The sequence below is a fragment of the Flavobacterium myungsuense genome (genome assembly GCF_042677265.1).
Lineage (GTDB): Bacteria > Bacteroidota > Bacteroidia > Flavobacteriales > Flavobacteriaceae > Flavobacterium > Flavobacterium myungsuense.
In genome coordinates this window covers 1-16,553 of record NZ_JBHTIZ010000046.1, presented here as the reverse complement: position 1 = coordinate 16,553, position 16,553 = coordinate 1, and the positions used below count along the sequence as shown (strand labels likewise).

Genomic DNA, 16,553 nt, shown 5'->3' with positions numbered 1-16,553 from the left:
CTTTTTTATTCTTAGAATCCTAAATTATTTTCTTTAAGTTTTTTGAATACTTATTTTCCAATGTTAAGTTTTTTGTTGACATGAAAACTTAACATTGGCGAATTGTTTTTATGAGTATTTTTGTTATCGTAAAATTTACTTTAAATTAATTGTATAATTATGACAAAAAAAATAGATTCAAACGAAAATAATCAAAAAGAAGAGTTTTTAGAATCATCTGAGAATGCATCGGAATTAACAGAAGCAGTTCAGGTATATTTGTCTGAAGAAGAAGAATCGAATGAGGAAAATACTGAAGATTCTGCTGTAATTGAGGTTGTGAAAAAAGTAAAGGTTTCTAAAAAATCGGATATAGAAAAAGCAAAAGAGAAGCAAAAGGAGAAAGAGAAAAAAGAAAAGGCTAAGAAAAAAGAGAAAGCAAAAAAAGAGAAACAAAAAGAAAAAGATAAGAAGAATAAAGCCAAAAAGAAAGAAAAAGAAAAAAATAAAAAGAAGTCTAAATCGAAAAAGAAAAAGTAAGACTATTCAATTACTGTGTTAAACTCTTAAATTAATTTTTAAGAGTTTTTTTTTATTTGATATATTTGATGATAATTTCATTTAAACTTTACATGAAAAAAATCAAAATTCTATTTTTATTTCTATTTTCAATTTCAATTTATTCACAAGAAACAATTACCCAATCTCATAATGACAATGATTTAAAACTGTCTGCTTTACCTTATTATAGTTTTGGTAAAGGAGTTGGCTTAACATCTCCCGACAGTTTATTTCAATTAAACATAAGATTTCGCATGCAAAACAGAGTCTCCTACATAAAAAATGACGGAGAAAACAGTGCTTATGACGGGCAAATTCGTCGATTGCGATTGCGATTTGATGGCTATGTTGGAAATCCAAAATTCCTCTATGCAATACAATTGTCATTTGCACCCGGAGATGTTGGAGAAGTGGTTGAAGGCGAAAATATAAATATCATAAGAGATGCAGTAGTTTTTTACAGGCCAAATAAAAATTGGAACATCAGTTTTGGGCAAACTAAGTTACCAGGAAATAGGCAACGGGTGAATTCTTCTGGAGGGTTGCAGTTAACAGATAGGACTATCAACAATGCAAAATTTAGTATTGATAGAGATTTTGGATTCCAAGTGCACAATATGAATGAATTTAAAAATAAATTTTCATATAATTTAAAAGGAGCATTATCTGCTGGAGAAGGTCGAAATGTAACAGGAAAGGCGGATGATGGAGTAGCGGTGACAGGAAAAATAGAGCTGTTGCCCTTTGGAGCTTTTGAAAAAGATGGAACCTATTTTGAAGGTGATATAATTAGAGAAAAGAAACCAAAATTGATGATTTCAGGAGTTTTTCAACAGAATAATCAAGCCAGAAGAACTCAAGGTCAATTAGGAGATGATTTGTTTCAAAATAGAACTATGAAATCAGTTTTACTCGATGCTATGTTTAAATACAATGGTTGGGCAGCAATGTCTAGTTATATGTCACGAACGACTAGTAAAAATGCAGTGACTTTTGATGCATTAGATGCTTCAAAAATTAAGTATGTATTTGTAGGAAGTGGTTTTGATTATCAATTGAGTTATGTTAATAAAAATAATTATGAATTTATAGGTAGGTATTCCAATCAAAAAGTAGGCGAAGATATTAAAGCTTTTGCACCAAATACAAATCAATATGCTGTAGGTGTTACAAAATACATTTGGCAACATTCCTTTAAGCTTCAAGCTGAACTCAATTATGATACTCTAAACTTTAATGACGGAACAACTAAAAATAATTGGTATTTGCGTTTTCAAATAGAAATCGGGATTTAATTTGCTGTTTTCTTAAATTTCAATACTTATAGTCAACGACCAATATCTATACTATTATTATGAAATAAAAGTTTAAAAGTCGTAATTTTGGATTTTCAAAACAGTTTAGTTTTACTTAAATTTAAATATTAAAATCAGTAAGAATCATGTCCACTTTTAGATTAAAATTACCAACCGATCCTCGCTGGGTAAATATTGTAGATACAAACATTGAAGAAATTCTTACCGATCACGCTTGGTGCGAACAAAAAGCGGCGTCAAATGCCATTACAATTATTACCATTAATTCAGAATATCCTGATTTGGTTTCAGATATGTTGGCTTTAGCTAAAGAAGAAATCGAGCATTTTCAGATGGTACACAATATTATTAAAAAAAGAGGTTTAACCTTAGGACGTGAGCGCAAAGACGAATATGTTGGCGAGTTAGCCCAATACATGAAAAAAAGCAATACCGGAAGCCGAGTTTCTGGATTTGTTGAGCGATTATTGTTTTCTGCTATGATAGAAGCCAGAAGTTGCGAACGCTTTAAAGTGCTTTCTGAAAATATTCAAGACCAAGAGTTAGCTGTTTTTTATAGAGAATTAATGGAGAGCGAAGCAGGTCATTATACTACTTTTATTACCTATGCCCGTAAATATGGTCACGGAATTGATGTAGAAAAGCGTTGGCAAGAATGGTTAGAGTATGAAGCATCAGTGATTGCAAACTACGGAAAGAAAGAAACCATTCACGGATAATAATCCTAAAATGATACTACTTTCTGAGGCCTCTACTAAAGATATTAAAACCATTCAAGAAATTGTAAACATTTCTTGGCCTCATACTTACGGTAAAATTCTCTCTGAATCCCAAATTACTTTTATGCTGGATTTGTTGTATTCAGATGAAATGCTACATCGTAATTTGAATAACGGCCATCATTTTTTGTTAGCCAATGAAGGGGATGCATTTGTTGGCTTTGCTTCTTACGAACATCAGTATCAAAACAAAAACCAAACCCGATTGCATAAATTATATGTATTGCCACAAGCTCAAAAAAAAGGAGTGGGTCAGTTGCTTATTGAAACCATTGAAAATAAAGCGAAAGCGAATAATGATTTATCACTATCTTTAAATGTAAATCGATTTAATTTATCCTATCTTTTTTATCAAAAAAAGGGTTTTCAAATTGTTGGAGAAGAAGATTTAGCTATTGGGAATGGTTATTTCATGGAAGATTATAAGATGGAAAAGTTGTTGTAATTTATTTAAGTTTAATTTCTTAAGACTATGTTTCAAGTTTTACTACAACTTTATAAATTATAAATAAAATTTTCGAATCTGCGGTCAATATTTTTTTTAATTTGTTCTGTCGAAGTAATTTATTTAAAGAAGTGATTTAAACTTATTTTCTAAAATTATTGTTAGTGATTATATTTTTTAATTTTGCTTTCAAATCTTCTCCAGTATCATAAACCATTTGTTCACTAGAAGGATAAGGAACGGCTCGTCTGTCAAAATAAGAGTAATTATCATCCGAAGCCCTACGATCGCCTTTGTAAGTTGAATATATATTCTCGAAAACATATTCGCTTGCAAGTGGAAAAGCCTGAAGTAACTGTTTAGATTTAAAATCTAAATAATCTACTTTTGCTGTAATTTTGCACGATTTTAATTGTCTGATTTCATAAATATGAATTCCCACTGTTTTCATATTGTCAACCATAATCTCTTTTCCTTTATCATCCATCACCACTTTTCCGTTGTCATCTAACAATTTTATCTGACCATCTTTTATTTGACGTTGTTTATCAAATTCTTTTTCTTTTGTTTGTTCTGGAGAAATATTTATTTCCCGAAAATTAATAGTCATTCCGTAGTCATAATCAATTCCTTTTTGTTTGTTACTTTGATAAACCGTCCATTTATCATTGAGTCCATAAGTGCTAAAATTTAGTAAATCATTTTGCAAACGCATAGGAATAATCATATTAGTTTCATTTTTTGTATTTACCAAAACATAATCAGTCCCTTTAAATTTTGCGTCATCCATTAGTTTTATCACATCTTTATAATTTGGATTTATCTGATTTAAATAATTCAAATCATCGTAAGCTCTTCTAAAATTCATTTTATTTGATGTAAGCAATAAAGCTTTAGTATTGGTATATAAGTAATTAGACAAAGCATTTTTACTAGAAATAATTTCTTCACTATAATTATCAAAAGGGAAAATAGCATTTCTACCTTCTTTTAATAATGCTAACGGAAGTAGTGGTTTTATTTTTTCTTGACGGTAATTTAATTGCAGATACAAATTATATAATTTTTCAATTTCACGAGGATTTGCCTCTTTAACAAGAAAATTAATAGTATTTAAATCACGTTCTTTCGCTTTTGCAAATGCTTCTTCTAGCAAGTAAATATAATTTTGTTTACCTTTTTTATCCTTATTGGTTCGTAAACTAGAAATAGCGTTATCAATAGCTTCATCATAATTTCCTGAGCTCAATAAACTTTGTGTTTGCTTAACTCCACAAGATGAAATAATTAGAAAGAATGTTATTAAAAAAATAATTTTTTTCATGTTAATTTTTTTTTACAAATTATTTAAAATAATTTTTTTTTGAAAGCCAAAAATTTATACAAAAAAATCCAACGAATTTAAAAAAATGTCGAATTTAAATACTTTAAAATTATTCTATTTCCTAACAAAAGGAGGTAGCAATTTATTTGAAACTTCTCCAAAACCAATTCTCACTTCATTTTTTTTGCAAAATCCATTAATGATAACGGTATCATAATCGTTTATGAATTTTCGTTCGGTACCATTTTTCAATTCTATCGGATTTTTACCACCCCAAGACAACTCCAGCATAGAACCAAAACTGGAAGTAGTAGGTCCCGAAATTGTTCCTGAACCCATTAAATCTCCAGAATTTATTCGGCATCCGTTAGAAGTATGATGCGCTAACTGCTGGCTCATAGACCAATACATGTATTTAAAATTAGAATTCGAAACAATTGTAGCCTCTTCATTTTCGGGTGCAATTGCCACTTCAAGATTGATATCAAAAGTATGCTTCCCATTTTGTTGCAAATACGGTAGCGGATTAGGATTTTGCTTCGGTCCTTTAGTCCTAAAAGGCTCTAAAGCATCCATAGTAACTATCCAAGGAGAAATTGATGTTGCAAAATTTTTAGCCAAGAATGGCCCTAGTGGAATATATTCCCATTTTTGTATATCGCGAGCACTCCAATCATTTAGTAAAACCATTCCAAAAATATAATCTTCTGCTTGATGTACAGGAATGTTTTCGCCCATTACATTTACATCCGTAGTAATGAATCCCATTTCAAGTTCAAAATCAATAGATCGTGAAGCTCCAAAGACAGGAGTGGTTTCTCCGTTTGGCAACATTTGCCCCATGGGTCTGTGTATCGGAATTCCAGATGGAATTATGGATGAACTTCTGCCATGGTATCCTACAGGAATATGCAGCCAATTGGCTAAAAGAGGATTTTCAGCATCACGAAACATTTTTCCAACATTAGTAGCATGCTCTTTACTGGAATAAAAATCAGTATAATCACCAATCAAAACTGGCAATTGCATTTCTACATCTTCTATTTTACAAACAATAATATCTCTGTGCTCAATATTATCTCTTAACAAAGGATTAGAGCTTTCAAAAATTGCAGAAATTCTATTTCTAACCAATCTCCAAGTTTTTTTTCCATCTGATATGAAATCATTCAAAGTGTCTTGCATGAACATATCATCTGTCAGTTCTATTCCGTCGAAATAATTTAATTGTTGTAAGGCTCCTAAATCAATGGCATAATCTCCAATTCTAGTGCCAATAGTTATAACGTCTTCCTTTGTAATAAATACGCCAAAAGGGATATTTTGTATAGGAAAATCACTATTTTTTGGTACATCTAACCAAGATTTTATTTTAGGATTATTGGCAGTTATTGGCATTAGTTAATGTTGATATTATGTTGAAAATTCATTGTATCAAATATATCATTATATGTCAATTTACCAAACTGTTTTTGTAAATTTGCATAGTTTTTAACTAAAAATTATAAAATGCAACACGACGAACAAATCTTCAATTTAATTCTTGAAGAACAAGACAGACAAATTCATGGAATAGAACTTATAGCATCTGAAAACTTTGTCAGTGATCAGGTAATGGAAGCAGCAGGTTCTTGCTTGACTAACAAATATGCTGAAGGATATCCCGGAAAAAGATATTATGGTGGTTGCGAAGTGGTAGATATAGTAGAGCAAATAGCAATAGATAGAGCTAAAGAATTGTTTGGAGCTGAATATGCTAATGTGCAGCCACACTCAGGTTCACAAGCCAATACAGCTGTGTATCATGCTTGTTTGAAACCTGGTGATAAAATACTTGGTTTTGATTTATCTCACGGAGGGCATCTTACACACGGTTCTCCAGTAAATTTTTCAGGCAGATTGTATACACCAGCTTTTTATGGCGTTGAAAAAGAGACAGGAAGATTTGATTATAATAAAATTCAAGAAATCGCCACTAAAGAACAACCAAAATTAATCATTGCAGGAGCATCAGCTTACTGTCGTGATATGGATTTTGAACGTTTTAGAAAAATCGCAGATTCTGTTGGAGCTTTATTATTAGCTGATATTTCTCATCCTTCTGGATTAATTGCTAAAGGGTTGATGAACGATCCTATTCCGCATTGCCACATTGTTACAACAACTACTCATAAAACCCTTCGTGGTCCTAGAGGTGGATTGATTTTGATGGGTAAAGATTTCGAAAATCCATTTGGACTAACTACACCAAAAGGCGAATTAAGAATGATGTCTAATTTATTAGATTTAGCTGTTTTTCCTGGGAATCAAGGTGGTCCTTTAATGCACATAATTGCTGCAAAAGCGGTTGCATTTGGTGAATGTTTGAGTGATGAATTTTTTCATTATGCTGTTCAAGTACAAAAAAATGCAAAAGCTATGGCAGCGGCATTTATGAAAAGAGGTTATGATTTAATATCAGGAGGTACTGATAATCACATGATGCTAATTGATTTACGAAATAAAAACATTACAGGTAAAGAAGCTGAAAACGCATTAGTAAAAGCTGAAATTACAGTAAATAAAAATATGGTACCGTTTGATGATAAATCACCATTTGTTACATCTGGTATTCGTGTGGGTACTCCAGCCATTACCACTAGAGGCTTAGTTGAAGAGGACATGGAAACTATAGTAAACTTGATTGATAAAGTTTTGATGAACCATACCAATGAAGCAATTATTGAAGAAGTTGCCGATGAAGTAAACGAAATGATGGGAGAAAGAGCCATGTTCGTTTTCTAAGATTCATATTGAGTAAAACAAAATCCCTGTAAAAGCAATTTTACAGGAATTTTTTTGATATTGTTAATTTTACTATTTAGACGATTCCTTTACTAATCGTTTCAAAATAGCCCATTGTTTTAATGCGTCTCTAGCTTCAATAGCAGGGTATCCCAACATTACTTTTCCAGCTGGAATATCTCCTGTAACCCCAGATCCAGCGCCTACAATAGCTCCGTCACCTATAGTTGTATGATCTTTTATAGAGGCACTTCCTCCAATAATTACTCCGTTCCCTAAAGTTACTGAACCGGCCAATCCGCTATTTCCAGCCATGATACAAAAACGACCCAGCTTACTGTTATGACCAATTTGAACCAGATTATCAATCTTACATCCATCACCTAGAATCGTAGAACTGAATTTCCCTCTATCCACACAAGAATTGGCACCAATTTCTACATTATTTCCTATGATTACATTTCCAATTTGAGGAATCTTGACTAATCCTCTTTCTGGGTCGGGGCGAAACCCAAAACCGTCTGCACCAATTGTGGCATTGGGATGAAAAATACAATCCGAACCAATGTGGCATCTTTCTCTAATTACGGTTCCAGACCAAATTATCGTATTTTTTCCAACAGTACATTCGTCAAGAATGGTAACATTTGGATAAATCGTAACATTATCAGCCAGTTGCACATTAGGGCCAATATAACTTCCAGCACCAATTCTAGTTCCATTTCCAATAACAGCCGTTTTATCTACAATAGCTGTAGGATGAATATCAGTATGGAATAGGGGAGTTGGTGGAGCAAATAGTGATAATATTTGCGACATCGCCAAATCAGCATTTTTTACTTTAATGAACGCTTTATTCTCGCCTGGTTCTATCGAAATATCTTCATTTACAACAGCTACACATGCTTTCGAATTTGCCCAAAGCTTTTCATATTTTTTGTTTCCAATAAATGAAATTTCAGTTTCACACGCCATTTCTAATTGTTCTGGCGCAGTAATAATATGGTTTGTATGTCCAACAATAGTACCTTTTAAAATGTCATTTATTTCTAGAAGAGAATAGGATTTCATTATTTTCGATATATTTGGTTAGTATATAGTTCTCAAATTAAGTAAATTTGAGTTGAAATAACTAATATAAATTCGAATTAATATTTTTTCATCTTCAAATTGTTCCCTATTTACAAGGTTATAAAAAAAACATTATTGAGTTAATCTTTATTTAATCTGATAAATAGAATTGTATTTTAAAAATAAACTCAAATTAGAAAAATTACTTATTCCTTTTTTTGTAAAACTAAAAAAAAGCGGCTTCGGAACATACGAAATAGCTTTTTTTAATTTTAGAATAAATCAAAAAATAGTTTTATTAGTCCTTCATTTATAAATTTTAGTATAATACTCATCTACCATTCTATCAGAATCAAAATAAGGAACTACTTGTTTCATACTTGTTTCTACTAAATCCCACCATTTTTTTTGGGTTTTATAATATAAAGGTAAAATTTCACTCTCGAGCATTTCAAATAAATTATCCAAATCCATTTGGTCTTGAATGTGAGTAGGTAAATTATGATCTACAATCGGCAATACAAATGAATTTTTAGTTTTGTATAAATCTTTAAATTCACGAACCCAACCATCATTAGTAGAAAAATTAATGGCTCCGTTCATGGCAGCAGTCATTCCCGATGTTCCTGAAGCTTCTCGAGTAACTCTTGGGTTGTTTAACCAAACATTGGCACCTTCTTTCAACTGACGAGATAATTTTAATTCATGTCCTGTAAGTACAGCCATATTTTTGATGTTCTTGCTAATATGAGTAAGATTGTCAAAATTATGAATAGCCCCATAATCCATTGGGTAAGGTTTTCCTGCAAAAATGATTTGAACTGGCATTTTTGTGTCAGATAAGAGCTTAATAAATCGGTCGTAATCACGAGTGATTAAGTCGGGTCTTTTGTAATCAGCAAATCGTCTAGCCCAAACGATAGTAAATATTTTTGGATCGAAGATTTTACCCGTTTGATCTGCCACCACATCAAAAAGTTTCGATTTTAATCGTGTCTTTCTTTTTATAAAAGCTTCTCTATCCTTATTCTGAAAAGCTTCATCTAACCATGCATCTGCCCAATATTTTTTATTTTGGGCATTGGTAATATGAGTTATCTGACAAATTCCAGAATAATCTTTCCACATATCCCTAGAAACCTCTCCATGCAATTTAGAAACACCGTTGGCTATTTTACTTAATCGTAAGCCTACAAGGGTATGGTTGAAAGTATTATCGTGAATTCCTGTAATTTCTCTAACTTTCTCTAATGCGATGCCATCAAAGAAGCTCAAAGAATTTAAGAGATTGATGTCATGTTTTTCATTACCAGCTTCTTCAGGAGTATGCGTCGTAAATACTAATTTTTCTTTTATGGCATCAACACTTTTATATTTATTATATAAATGAAACACGCATGAAAGAGCATGAGCTTCATTGAGATGATATATTTCTGGATCGTAATTTAATTCATCTAACAATTTCGCTCCACCTAAGCCTAGTACCATTGTTTGAGCAATTTTTGCATTTGAATCTGAATCGTATAGTCTAAAAGTTGTCGATTTTGCTAAATAATCATTTTCAGGCAAATCTGTTGTTAAAAAAAACATGGGTACTGTACCAAATGTTTTTGGATTTAAATATAAAGCACTGACCCAAACATCATGATTATTTATTTTTATAGTAAACTTAATATTGGTTTCTTCTAAGAAATAATAGCTTTTTTCTTGAAATTGAACTCCCATCGAGAGATCTTCTTTTTTATATTGGTCGTAATATCCTTTTTTCCATAAAATTCCAATACCAATAAGATTCTGTTTTTGGTCGTAGGCACTTCGCATATGTGAGCCAGCTAAAAAACCTAGGCCACCAGAATAGGTTTTTAAAGATTGATCGATTGCAAATTCCATCGAAAAATAGGCAACAGATTTTTTATATTTTTTATTAAATTCATAAGGATGTTTATATTTTTCAGGTAAAGTCTTATTCATTTTGAGTAAATATTTTTTATTAATTATAAAACAAACTTAAAATATTTCTATTAATTTAAAACTGCTATAACGATGAATAATATAAAAAAGTAGTCCCTTTTTTATAAAAAAAGAACTACCTCGTTGTAGTAAAGTAAGATTTTTTTGTATAAAATATAATTAAACAATTATAAATCTTTTTGAATAATCTGATTATAGTAAAACTTATCCTTCGCTTCTTTGCCCCATCATCATTAAATAAGCTTTCAAGAAGTCATCAATTTCCCCATTCATAATGCCTTCAACATTACTAGATTCATAACCTGTTCGAACATCCTTAACTAATTTATAAGGATGCATTACATAGTTTCGTATTTGGGAGCCCCATTCAATTTTCATTTTTCCAGCTTCAATGTCAGCGCGTTGTTCTTGCTGTTTTTTTAATTCAATTTCATACAATTGTGAACGTAACATTTGCATGGCTCGTTGTCTATTGTCTTGTTGTGATCGTGTTTCTGAACATTGAATTTGAATACCGGTAGGTTTGTGTACCAATTGCACTTTGGTTTCTACTTTATTTACATTTTGCCCACCTGCACCGCTAGAGCGTGAAGTTGTGATTTCAATATCGGCAGGATTAATATCAATTTCAATACTATCATCAACTAATGGATATACATAAACAGATGCAAAAGAGGTATGGCGTTTTGCGTTACTATCAAAAGGAGAAATACGCACCAAACGATGTACGCCATTTTCGCCTTTTAAATAACCAAAAGAATAATCGCCCTCAAACTCTAAGGTTACGGTTTTTATTCCTGCAGCTTCTCCTTTTTGAAAATTCAACTCCTTAATTTTATAGCCGTATTTTTCTCCCCACATCATATACATTCTCATAAGCATCTCAGCCCAATCGCAACTTTCCGTTCCGCCAGCTCCAGAGGTAATTTGCAAAACAGCACTTAAAGTATCGCCCTCATCCGAAAGCATGTTTTTAAATTCGATGGCTTCTATATGGGCATTTGTAATAAGATATTGCTCGTCTAATTCTTCTGCAGTAAGTTCACCTTCTCTGTAAAACTCAAACGCGAGTTGCAACTCTTCGGTCATTTCGACCGCCTTATTATAGTCTTCAATCCATTTTTTCTTGGAACGAAGATTCTTAATGTAGATTTCTGCTTCTTTGGGATTGTTCCAAAAATCAGGAGCTAAAGTTTTTTCTTCTTCGTTAGTAATTTCAATTAATTTGGCATCAACGTCAAAGATACCTCCTCAACGCACCAAGGCGCTCTACAATACCTTTTATTTGTTCGGTAGTTGTCATAAATTATGTAATTTTGTGGCACAAAAATAAGATTTAGTTTTTAGAATATGGAAATAAATTTAGTTAGCGATACTGTTACAAAGCCTACAGAGGAAATGTTACGAACCATGTTTCATGCTAAAGTAGGGGATGATGTATACAAACAAGATCCAACAGTCATTGAATTAGAAGCTAAAGTTGCTAAAATGTTCGGTATGGAAGCAGCTTTGTTTTTTCCATCAGGAACAATGGCCAATCAAACAGCAATTAAATTACATACCCAACCTGGAGAACAGTTAATAGCTGATAAATGGGCACATGTTTATAATTATGAAGGCGGAGGAGTTTCCTTTAATAGTGGCGTTTCCTGCTATTTATTAGACGGAACTCGAGGAATGATTACTGCTGAACAAGTTGCAAGTGCAATTAATAATCCTGAATTTTATCATAGTCCATTAACGAGTTTGGTTTGTGTCGAAAACACGACTAACAAAGGGGGAGGGGCTTGCTATGATTTTGAAGAATTGAAACGTATAAAATTAGTTTGTGATGCTAATAATTTAAAATTTCATTTGGATGGAGCTCGCATATGGAATGCTTTAGTGGCTACAAATAACAATCCTGCTGATTATGGAAAAGTATTTGATACGATTTCGGTTTGTTTATCGAAAGGACTAGGAGCACCAATTGGCTCTCTTTTACTTTCAGATGCAAAAACAATTCATCGGGCGCTACGAATTCGTAAAATATTAGGTGGTGGCATGCGACAAGTAGGGTATCTAGCAGCAGCAGGTATTTATGCTTTAGATAATAATTTACAAAGACTGGCAGACGACCACAGACGTGCAAAAGAATTAGGTGCTGTTCTTGAAAAATTACCTTGGGTGGCTAAAGTAGAACCTATAGAAACGAATATTTTGATTTTTTCCTTAAAAGAAGGCTTAGATGAAAATGTATTTATCGAAAAATTAAAAGAACGAAACATTCATATCAGCTCTATGGGACACAGAAAATTACGAATTGTAACTCATTTAGACTACCGTGAAGTCATGCACAGTTACGTTTTAGAAACCTTTGAACGAATTGTTGTTAAATAGTGATTTGGAGTTTATTTCAATTTGAACACAGATTCGCAGTAATTAGACTATGTAAATCTGTGTTATATTTTATTTAAACAACTGATCCATTCCGGGAATCATTGGCATATCCATTTTGGCAACAGCATCTAACTCAGCTTCATTTACATTTGAAGCTTTTTCTATAGCTTTATTTAAAACTAAAATCAAGTAATCTTCTAATTGTTCTTTGTCTTCTAATAAAGAATCCTCAATTAGTATTGATTTTATTTTTCTATTGGCTGTTAAAGTTACTTTTAATAGTCCGTCGGTACTTTGTTCATCAATCAGGACAGTATCAAGTCTTTTTTTTGTATTTTCTATTTTTTGTTGGGTTTCTTTTAGTTTTCCCATCATTCCCATTAAATCCATGTTTAAGTATTTTGAAATTAAGCCGTAAAATTACTATATTGCAACATCAAATTCAATTAAATTTTAATGAAAAATAGATTCATCCTAATAAGTCTTTACATTATTTTTGCTTTTTCATCCATACATACAAATTCACAAAAAATGACAGATAAAATACAAGCACCTGTAGCTAAAATAATTCCTAAAACTTTAGAAAAACATGGAGATATTAGAATTGATAATTATTTTTGGTTAAATGAGAGAGAAAACCCTGAAGTGATTGATTATTTGAATGAAGAAAACGACTATTATAAAGCCTTAACAGCTCATACAAAGCAACTTCAAACTGAATTGTTTGAAGAAATGAAAAGCCGAATTAAGGAAGACGACGAATCGGTTCCCTATTTATATAACGGGTATTACTACATTACCCGTTTTGAAACAGGAAAAGATTACCCTATTTATTCCAGAAAAAAAGGAAGTCTTGACGCTAAAGAGGAAATTATGTTCAATTGTAACGAAATGGCAAAAGGCAAAAAGTATTTTCAATTAAGTGGATTAAGCATTAGTATGGATAATCAATTTGCCACTTTTGCGCTTGATACTGTAGGTAATAGAATTTACACCATACAAATTAAAGATTTACAAACAGGAAAAATTCTAGCAGATAAATTAGAAAACACAACAAGCGAGTCTACATGGGCAAACGATAATAAAACCCTATTTTACACCAAACAAGACAAACAAACCTTACGGTCAGACAAAGTCTACAAACATGTATTAGGTGCTGACAGCTCGAAAGATGAATTGGTTTATTTTGAAAAAGACGATACTTTTTATGTTTCTGTATTTAAAGAGAAGTCTAGAAAGTATATCGTAATTGGTTCTTCAAGCAAAGTAACTACTGAATTTAGAACTATATTAGCAGATAAGCCCGATAGTAAATTTAAGGTTTTTCAGAAAAGAAAAAGAGGATTAGAATACACTATTTCTCATTATAATGATAGTTTTTACATTGTTACTAATGCAGATAAAGCTACCAATTTTAAAGTGATGAAAACTCCTGAAAATGCTACTTCTAAAGAAAATTGGACCGATTTAATTCCACACAGAGCGGATGTTTTAATAGAAGATATTGAAATATTTAAAAACTATTTAGTTGTCTCTGAACGAAGTAATGGTTTAAATAAAATTCGTATTATGCCCTGGAGTGGAGAAGGAGGATATTATTTGCCATTCGAAATCGAAACCTATACAGCATATACGGGTACTAATGTCGATTTTGACACTGATATTTTACGTTATGGGTATCAATCTATGGCAACACCATCATCTGTTATCGATTTTAATATGAAAACCAAAACTAAAGAAATCAAGAAAGAACAACAGGTACTTGGAGGAAAATTTAATAAAAACAATTATACCGAAGAACGCATTTGGGCAACAGCTACCGATGGTACAAAAGTGCCTATTTCGATGGTTTATAGAAAAGAATTAAAAAAAGACGGAACAAATCCTTTGTTGCTTTACGGTTACGGTTCGTATGGAGCTTCAATGGATCCTTTTTTCTCATCAACCACATTATCACTTTTAGACAGAGGCTTTATTTTTGCAATAGCACATATTCGAGGAGGTGAAGATTTAGGACGACAATGGTATGAGGACGGAAAGTTTTTGAAAAAGAAAAATACATTTACAGATTTTATAGACTGCTCAAAATTTGTAATAAATCAAAAATATACTTCAGAAAAACATTTATATGCTGAAGGTGGTTCTGCGGGAGGTTTGTTAATGGGCGCAGTTGTAAATATGGCTCCTGAATTGTATAACGGAGTAATTGCTCAAGTTCCTTTTGTAGATGTAATGACTACGATGCTCGATGAAACTATCCCTCTAACTACAGGCGAATACGATGAATGGGGCAATCCAAATGTTAAAAAATATTATGATTATATGCGTTCTTATTCTCCGTATGATAATGTAAAAGCACAGAATTATCCAAACATGTATATATCAACGGGATTGCACGATTCTCAAGTACAGTATTGGGAACCGGCAAAATGGGTTGCCAAACTACGAGTGTTGAAAACAAATGATAACTTACTTTTTTTAGATACAAACATGGATGCTGGTCATGGCGGGGCTTCAGGAAGATTTGAAGCATTAAAAGAGTTAGCAAAAGAGTTTAGTTTTTTATTAGATTTAGAAAGAATTAAGAGTAATTAAATTTTTTTTATTAGATTTGCAAGGATTTAAGGTGTGTGCCATTTAAAAAAGGAAACCTTGATTAACTATTTTTTTTATGAAAGAAGAAATAAAAGCCTATAATAATGTCTTGGAGTTAATAGGAAATACGCCTCTTATTAAGCTCAATAAAGTTACCGAAAATTTAGTAGGTAATTTTTATGCGAAAGTAGAAGCATTTAATCCAGGTCATTCAACTAAAGATAGAATTGCTTTATTTATTATTGAAGAGGCAGAGAGAAGAGGAATTCTTACTCCTGGTGATACAATAATAGAAACAACCTCTGGTAATACTGGTTTTAGCTTAGCTATGGTAAGTATTATAAAAGGATACAATTGCATCTTAGCTGTAAGTTCAAAATCTTCTAAAGATAAAATAGACATGTTACGCAGTTTAGGTGCAAAAGTTTATGTTTGTCCTGCTCATGTTAGTGCAGATGATGAGCGCTCTTATTATAGTGTAGCAAAGCGTTTGCATGAAGAAACAAAAGGATCAGTTTATATCAATCAGTATTTCAATCAATTAAATATTGATGCTCATTATAAAACAACAGGTCCTGAAATTTGGGAACAAACTAACGGTAAAATCACTCACCTTATCGCATGTAGCGGAACTGGAGGAACCATCTCAGGAACTGCAAAATATTTAAAAGAAAAAAATCCTGATATTAGAATTTTAGGTGTAGACGCTTTTGGATCGGTATTAAAAAAGTACCATGAAACTAAAGAGTTCGATAATGATGAGATTTATCCCTACAGAATAGAAGGTTTAGGGAAAAATTTAATCCCTACAGCCACTGATTTTGATATTATTGATCATTTCATGAAAGTTACTGACGAAGAAAGTGCTCATGCAACAAGAGAAATTGTCAAAAGAGAAGGACTATTTGTTGGTTATACATCAGGTGCTGTTCTTCAGGCTATTAGACAATATGCGACTGAAGACGAATTTACTGAAAATAGCAATGTAATTGCAATTTTTCCAGATCATGGTTCTCGTTATATGAGTAAAGTATTCAGTGACGAATGGATGAATGAACAAGGATTTTTTGATAGTGTAAACGTAGAAGAAGCGCAAAAAATAGAATTTATAAAATAAAAAATATTTTTTTTGAATTAAATGGGAAACTATTTTACAATACGTGAAATGGTTTTTTTATTGAATAATGGTAAATAAAATAGAACTAAATAAAATAAGATGTTTCAAATGTTTTTGAAATTCGTTTCAATACACTTTTTTATTTATGAAAAACCCGTTGGGTGTAATTAAATTATTTGATTTTTAATATTGTTTATAGGTCTGTCAAAAATGAATTTATTGATATACTGAA

Annotated in this window: 14 protein-coding genes; 8 read left to right on the top strand and 6 right to left on the bottom strand. The window is 31.8% G+C overall.

The annotated features are described in order from the left end of the window. The first annotated feature begins 159 nt into the window (after positions 1-159). The 4 genes from ACFQ0S_RS12725 (at position 160) to ACFQ0S_RS12710 (ending at position 3,080) form a co-directional block, all read left to right on the top strand. The gene (locus ACFQ0S_RS12725) at positions 160-519 is read left to right on the top strand and encodes a hypothetical protein (protein WP_379819110.1); all 360 of its coding nucleotides are present in this window, start codon (positions 160-162) and stop codon (positions 517-519) included. 92 nt (positions 520-611) lie between these two features. Next, entirely contained in the window at positions 612-1,835 is a 1,224-nt protein-coding gene (locus ACFQ0S_RS12720) for a porin (RefSeq protein WP_379758334.1), read from the top strand. 146 nt (positions 1,836-1,981) lie between these two features. Next, on the top strand, positions 1,982-2,575 hold the full coding sequence (gene miaE, locus ACFQ0S_RS12715) for a tRNA-(ms[2]io[6]A)-hydroxylase (RefSeq protein WP_379758331.1): 594 nt from the start codon (positions 1,982-1,984) through the stop codon (positions 2,573-2,575). 10 nt (positions 2,576-2,585) lie between these two features. After that, the gene (locus ACFQ0S_RS12710; RefSeq protein ID WP_379758328.1) at positions 2,586-3,080 is read left to right on the top strand and encodes a GNAT family N-acetyltransferase; all 495 of its coding nucleotides are present in this window, start codon (positions 2,586-2,588) and stop codon (positions 3,078-3,080) included. A gap of 142 nt (positions 3,081-3,222) precedes the next feature. On the opposite strand, the gene ACFQ0S_RS12705 is transcribed toward ACFQ0S_RS12710, so the two are convergent. Both ACFQ0S_RS12705 and fahA read right to left on the bottom strand, forming a co-directional pair. Beyond that, the gene (locus ACFQ0S_RS12705) at positions 3,223-4,404 is read right to left on the bottom strand and encodes a hypothetical protein (RefSeq protein WP_379758325.1); all 1,182 of its coding nucleotides are present in this window, start codon (positions 4,402-4,404) and stop codon (positions 3,223-3,225) included. A 114-nt stretch (positions 4,405-4,518) separates the two neighbouring features. Then, positions 4,519-5,802, bottom strand: a complete 1,284-nt coding sequence (fahA, locus tag ACFQ0S_RS12700) for a fumarylacetoacetase (protein WP_379758322.1) — start codon at positions 5,800-5,802, stop codon at positions 4,519-4,521. Between the two features lie 111 nt (positions 5,803-5,913). On the opposite strand from fahA, the gene glyA reads away from it, so the two are divergent. Continuing rightward, on the top strand, positions 5,914-7,188 hold the full coding sequence (gene glyA / locus ACFQ0S_RS12695) for a serine hydroxymethyltransferase (protein WP_379758319.1): 1,275 nt from the start codon (positions 5,914-5,916) through the stop codon (positions 7,186-7,188). Positions 7,189-7,260: 72 nt separating this feature from the next. On the opposite strand, the gene lpxD is transcribed toward glyA, so the two are convergent. From lpxD to prfB, 3 genes are all read right to left on the bottom strand, one after another. Further along, complete coding sequence (lpxD, locus tag ACFQ0S_RS12690; RefSeq protein WP_379758316.1) at positions 7,261-8,259, bottom strand: UDP-3-O-(3-hydroxymyristoyl)glucosamine N-acyltransferase; 999 nt, start codon at positions 8,257-8,259, stop codon at positions 7,261-7,263. Between the two features lie 306 nt (positions 8,260-8,565). Next, the gene (glgP, locus tag ACFQ0S_RS12685) at positions 8,566-10,230 is read right to left on the bottom strand and encodes an alpha-glucan family phosphorylase (protein ID WP_379758313.1); all 1,665 of its coding nucleotides are present in this window, start codon (positions 10,228-10,230) and stop codon (positions 8,566-8,568) included. 204 nt (positions 10,231-10,434) lie between these two features. Continuing rightward, a protein-coding gene (gene prfB / locus ACFQ0S_RS12680; protein WP_379758310.1) for a peptide chain release factor 2 occupies positions 10,435-11,533 on the bottom strand; the annotation gives its coding sequence in 2 pieces (ribosomal slippage) (positions 10,435-11,472 and positions 11,474-11,533; 1,098 coding nt in all). Between the two features lie 47 nt (positions 11,534-11,580). Between prfB and ACFQ0S_RS12675 the strand changes: the two genes are divergently transcribed. Then, positions 11,581-12,609 carry a threonine aldolase family protein gene (locus ACFQ0S_RS12675; protein WP_379758307.1) on the top strand — a complete coding sequence of 343 codons (1,029 nt, stop codon included), beginning with the start codon at positions 11,581-11,583 and terminating at the stop codon, positions 12,607-12,609. 69 nt (positions 12,610-12,678) lie between these two features. Here ACFQ0S_RS12675 and ACFQ0S_RS12670 read toward each other — a convergent pair whose 3' ends face one another. Beyond that, entirely contained in the window at positions 12,679-12,999 is a 321-nt protein-coding gene (locus ACFQ0S_RS12670; RefSeq protein WP_379758304.1) for a YbaB/EbfC family nucleoid-associated protein, read from the bottom strand. A 141-nt stretch (positions 13,000-13,140) separates the two neighbouring features. Between ACFQ0S_RS12670 and ACFQ0S_RS12665 the strand changes: the two genes are divergently transcribed. Together ACFQ0S_RS12665 and ACFQ0S_RS12660 are read left to right on the top strand one after the other, a co-directional pair. After that, positions 13,141-15,204 carry a S9 family peptidase gene (locus tag ACFQ0S_RS12665; RefSeq protein WP_379758301.1) on the top strand — a complete coding sequence of 688 codons (2,064 nt, stop codon included), beginning with the start codon at positions 13,141-13,143 and terminating at the stop codon, positions 15,202-15,204. 76 nt (positions 15,205-15,280) lie between these two features. Next, positions 15,281-16,321: a PLP-dependent cysteine synthase family protein gene (locus ACFQ0S_RS12660; RefSeq protein WP_379758298.1), complete on the top strand. Its 1,041-nt coding sequence runs from the start codon at positions 15,281-15,283 to the stop codon at positions 16,319-16,321. Positions 16,322-16,553 lie beyond the last annotated feature (232 nt).

Coding starts and splice junctions, on each gene's coding strand:
- ACFQ0S_RS12725 (WP_379819110.1), top strand. CDS start 160: ATGACAAAAAAAATAGATTCAAACGAAAATAATCAAAAAGAAGAGTTT.
- ACFQ0S_RS12720 (WP_379758334.1), top strand. CDS start 612: ATGAAAAAAATCAAAATTCTATTTTTATTTCTATTTTCAATTTCAATT.
- miaE (WP_379758331.1), top strand. CDS start 1,982: ATGTCCACTTTTAGATTAAAATTACCAACCGATCCTCGCTGGGTAAAT.
- ACFQ0S_RS12710 (WP_379758328.1), top strand. CDS start 2,586: ATGATACTACTTTCTGAGGCCTCTACTAAAGATATTAAAACCATTCAA.
- ACFQ0S_RS12705 (WP_379758325.1), bottom strand. CDS start 4,404: ATGAAAAAAATTATTTTTTTAATAACATTCTTTCTAATTATTTCATCT.
- fahA (WP_379758322.1), bottom strand. CDS start 5,802: ATGCCAATAACTGCCAATAATCCTAAAATAAAATCTTGGTTAGATGTA.
- glyA (WP_379758319.1), top strand. CDS start 5,914: ATGCAACACGACGAACAAATCTTCAATTTAATTCTTGAAGAACAAGAC.
- lpxD (WP_379758316.1), bottom strand. CDS start 8,259: ATGAAATCCTATTCTCTTCTAGAAATAAATGACATTTTAAAAGGTACT.
- glgP (WP_379758313.1), bottom strand. CDS start 10,230: ATGAATAAGACTTTACCTGAAAAATATAAACATCCTTATGAATTTAAT.
- ACFQ0S_RS12675 (WP_379758307.1), top strand. CDS start 11,581: ATGGAAATAAATTTAGTTAGCGATACTGTTACAAAGCCTACAGAGGAA.
- ACFQ0S_RS12670 (WP_379758304.1), bottom strand. CDS start 12,999: ATGGATTTAATGGGAATGATGGGAAAACTAAAAGAAACCCAACAAAAA.
- ACFQ0S_RS12665 (WP_379758301.1), top strand. CDS start 13,141: ATGACAGATAAAATACAAGCACCTGTAGCTAAAATAATTCCTAAAACT.
- ACFQ0S_RS12660 (WP_379758298.1), top strand. CDS start 15,281: ATGAAAGAAGAAATAAAAGCCTATAATAATGTCTTGGAGTTAATAGGA.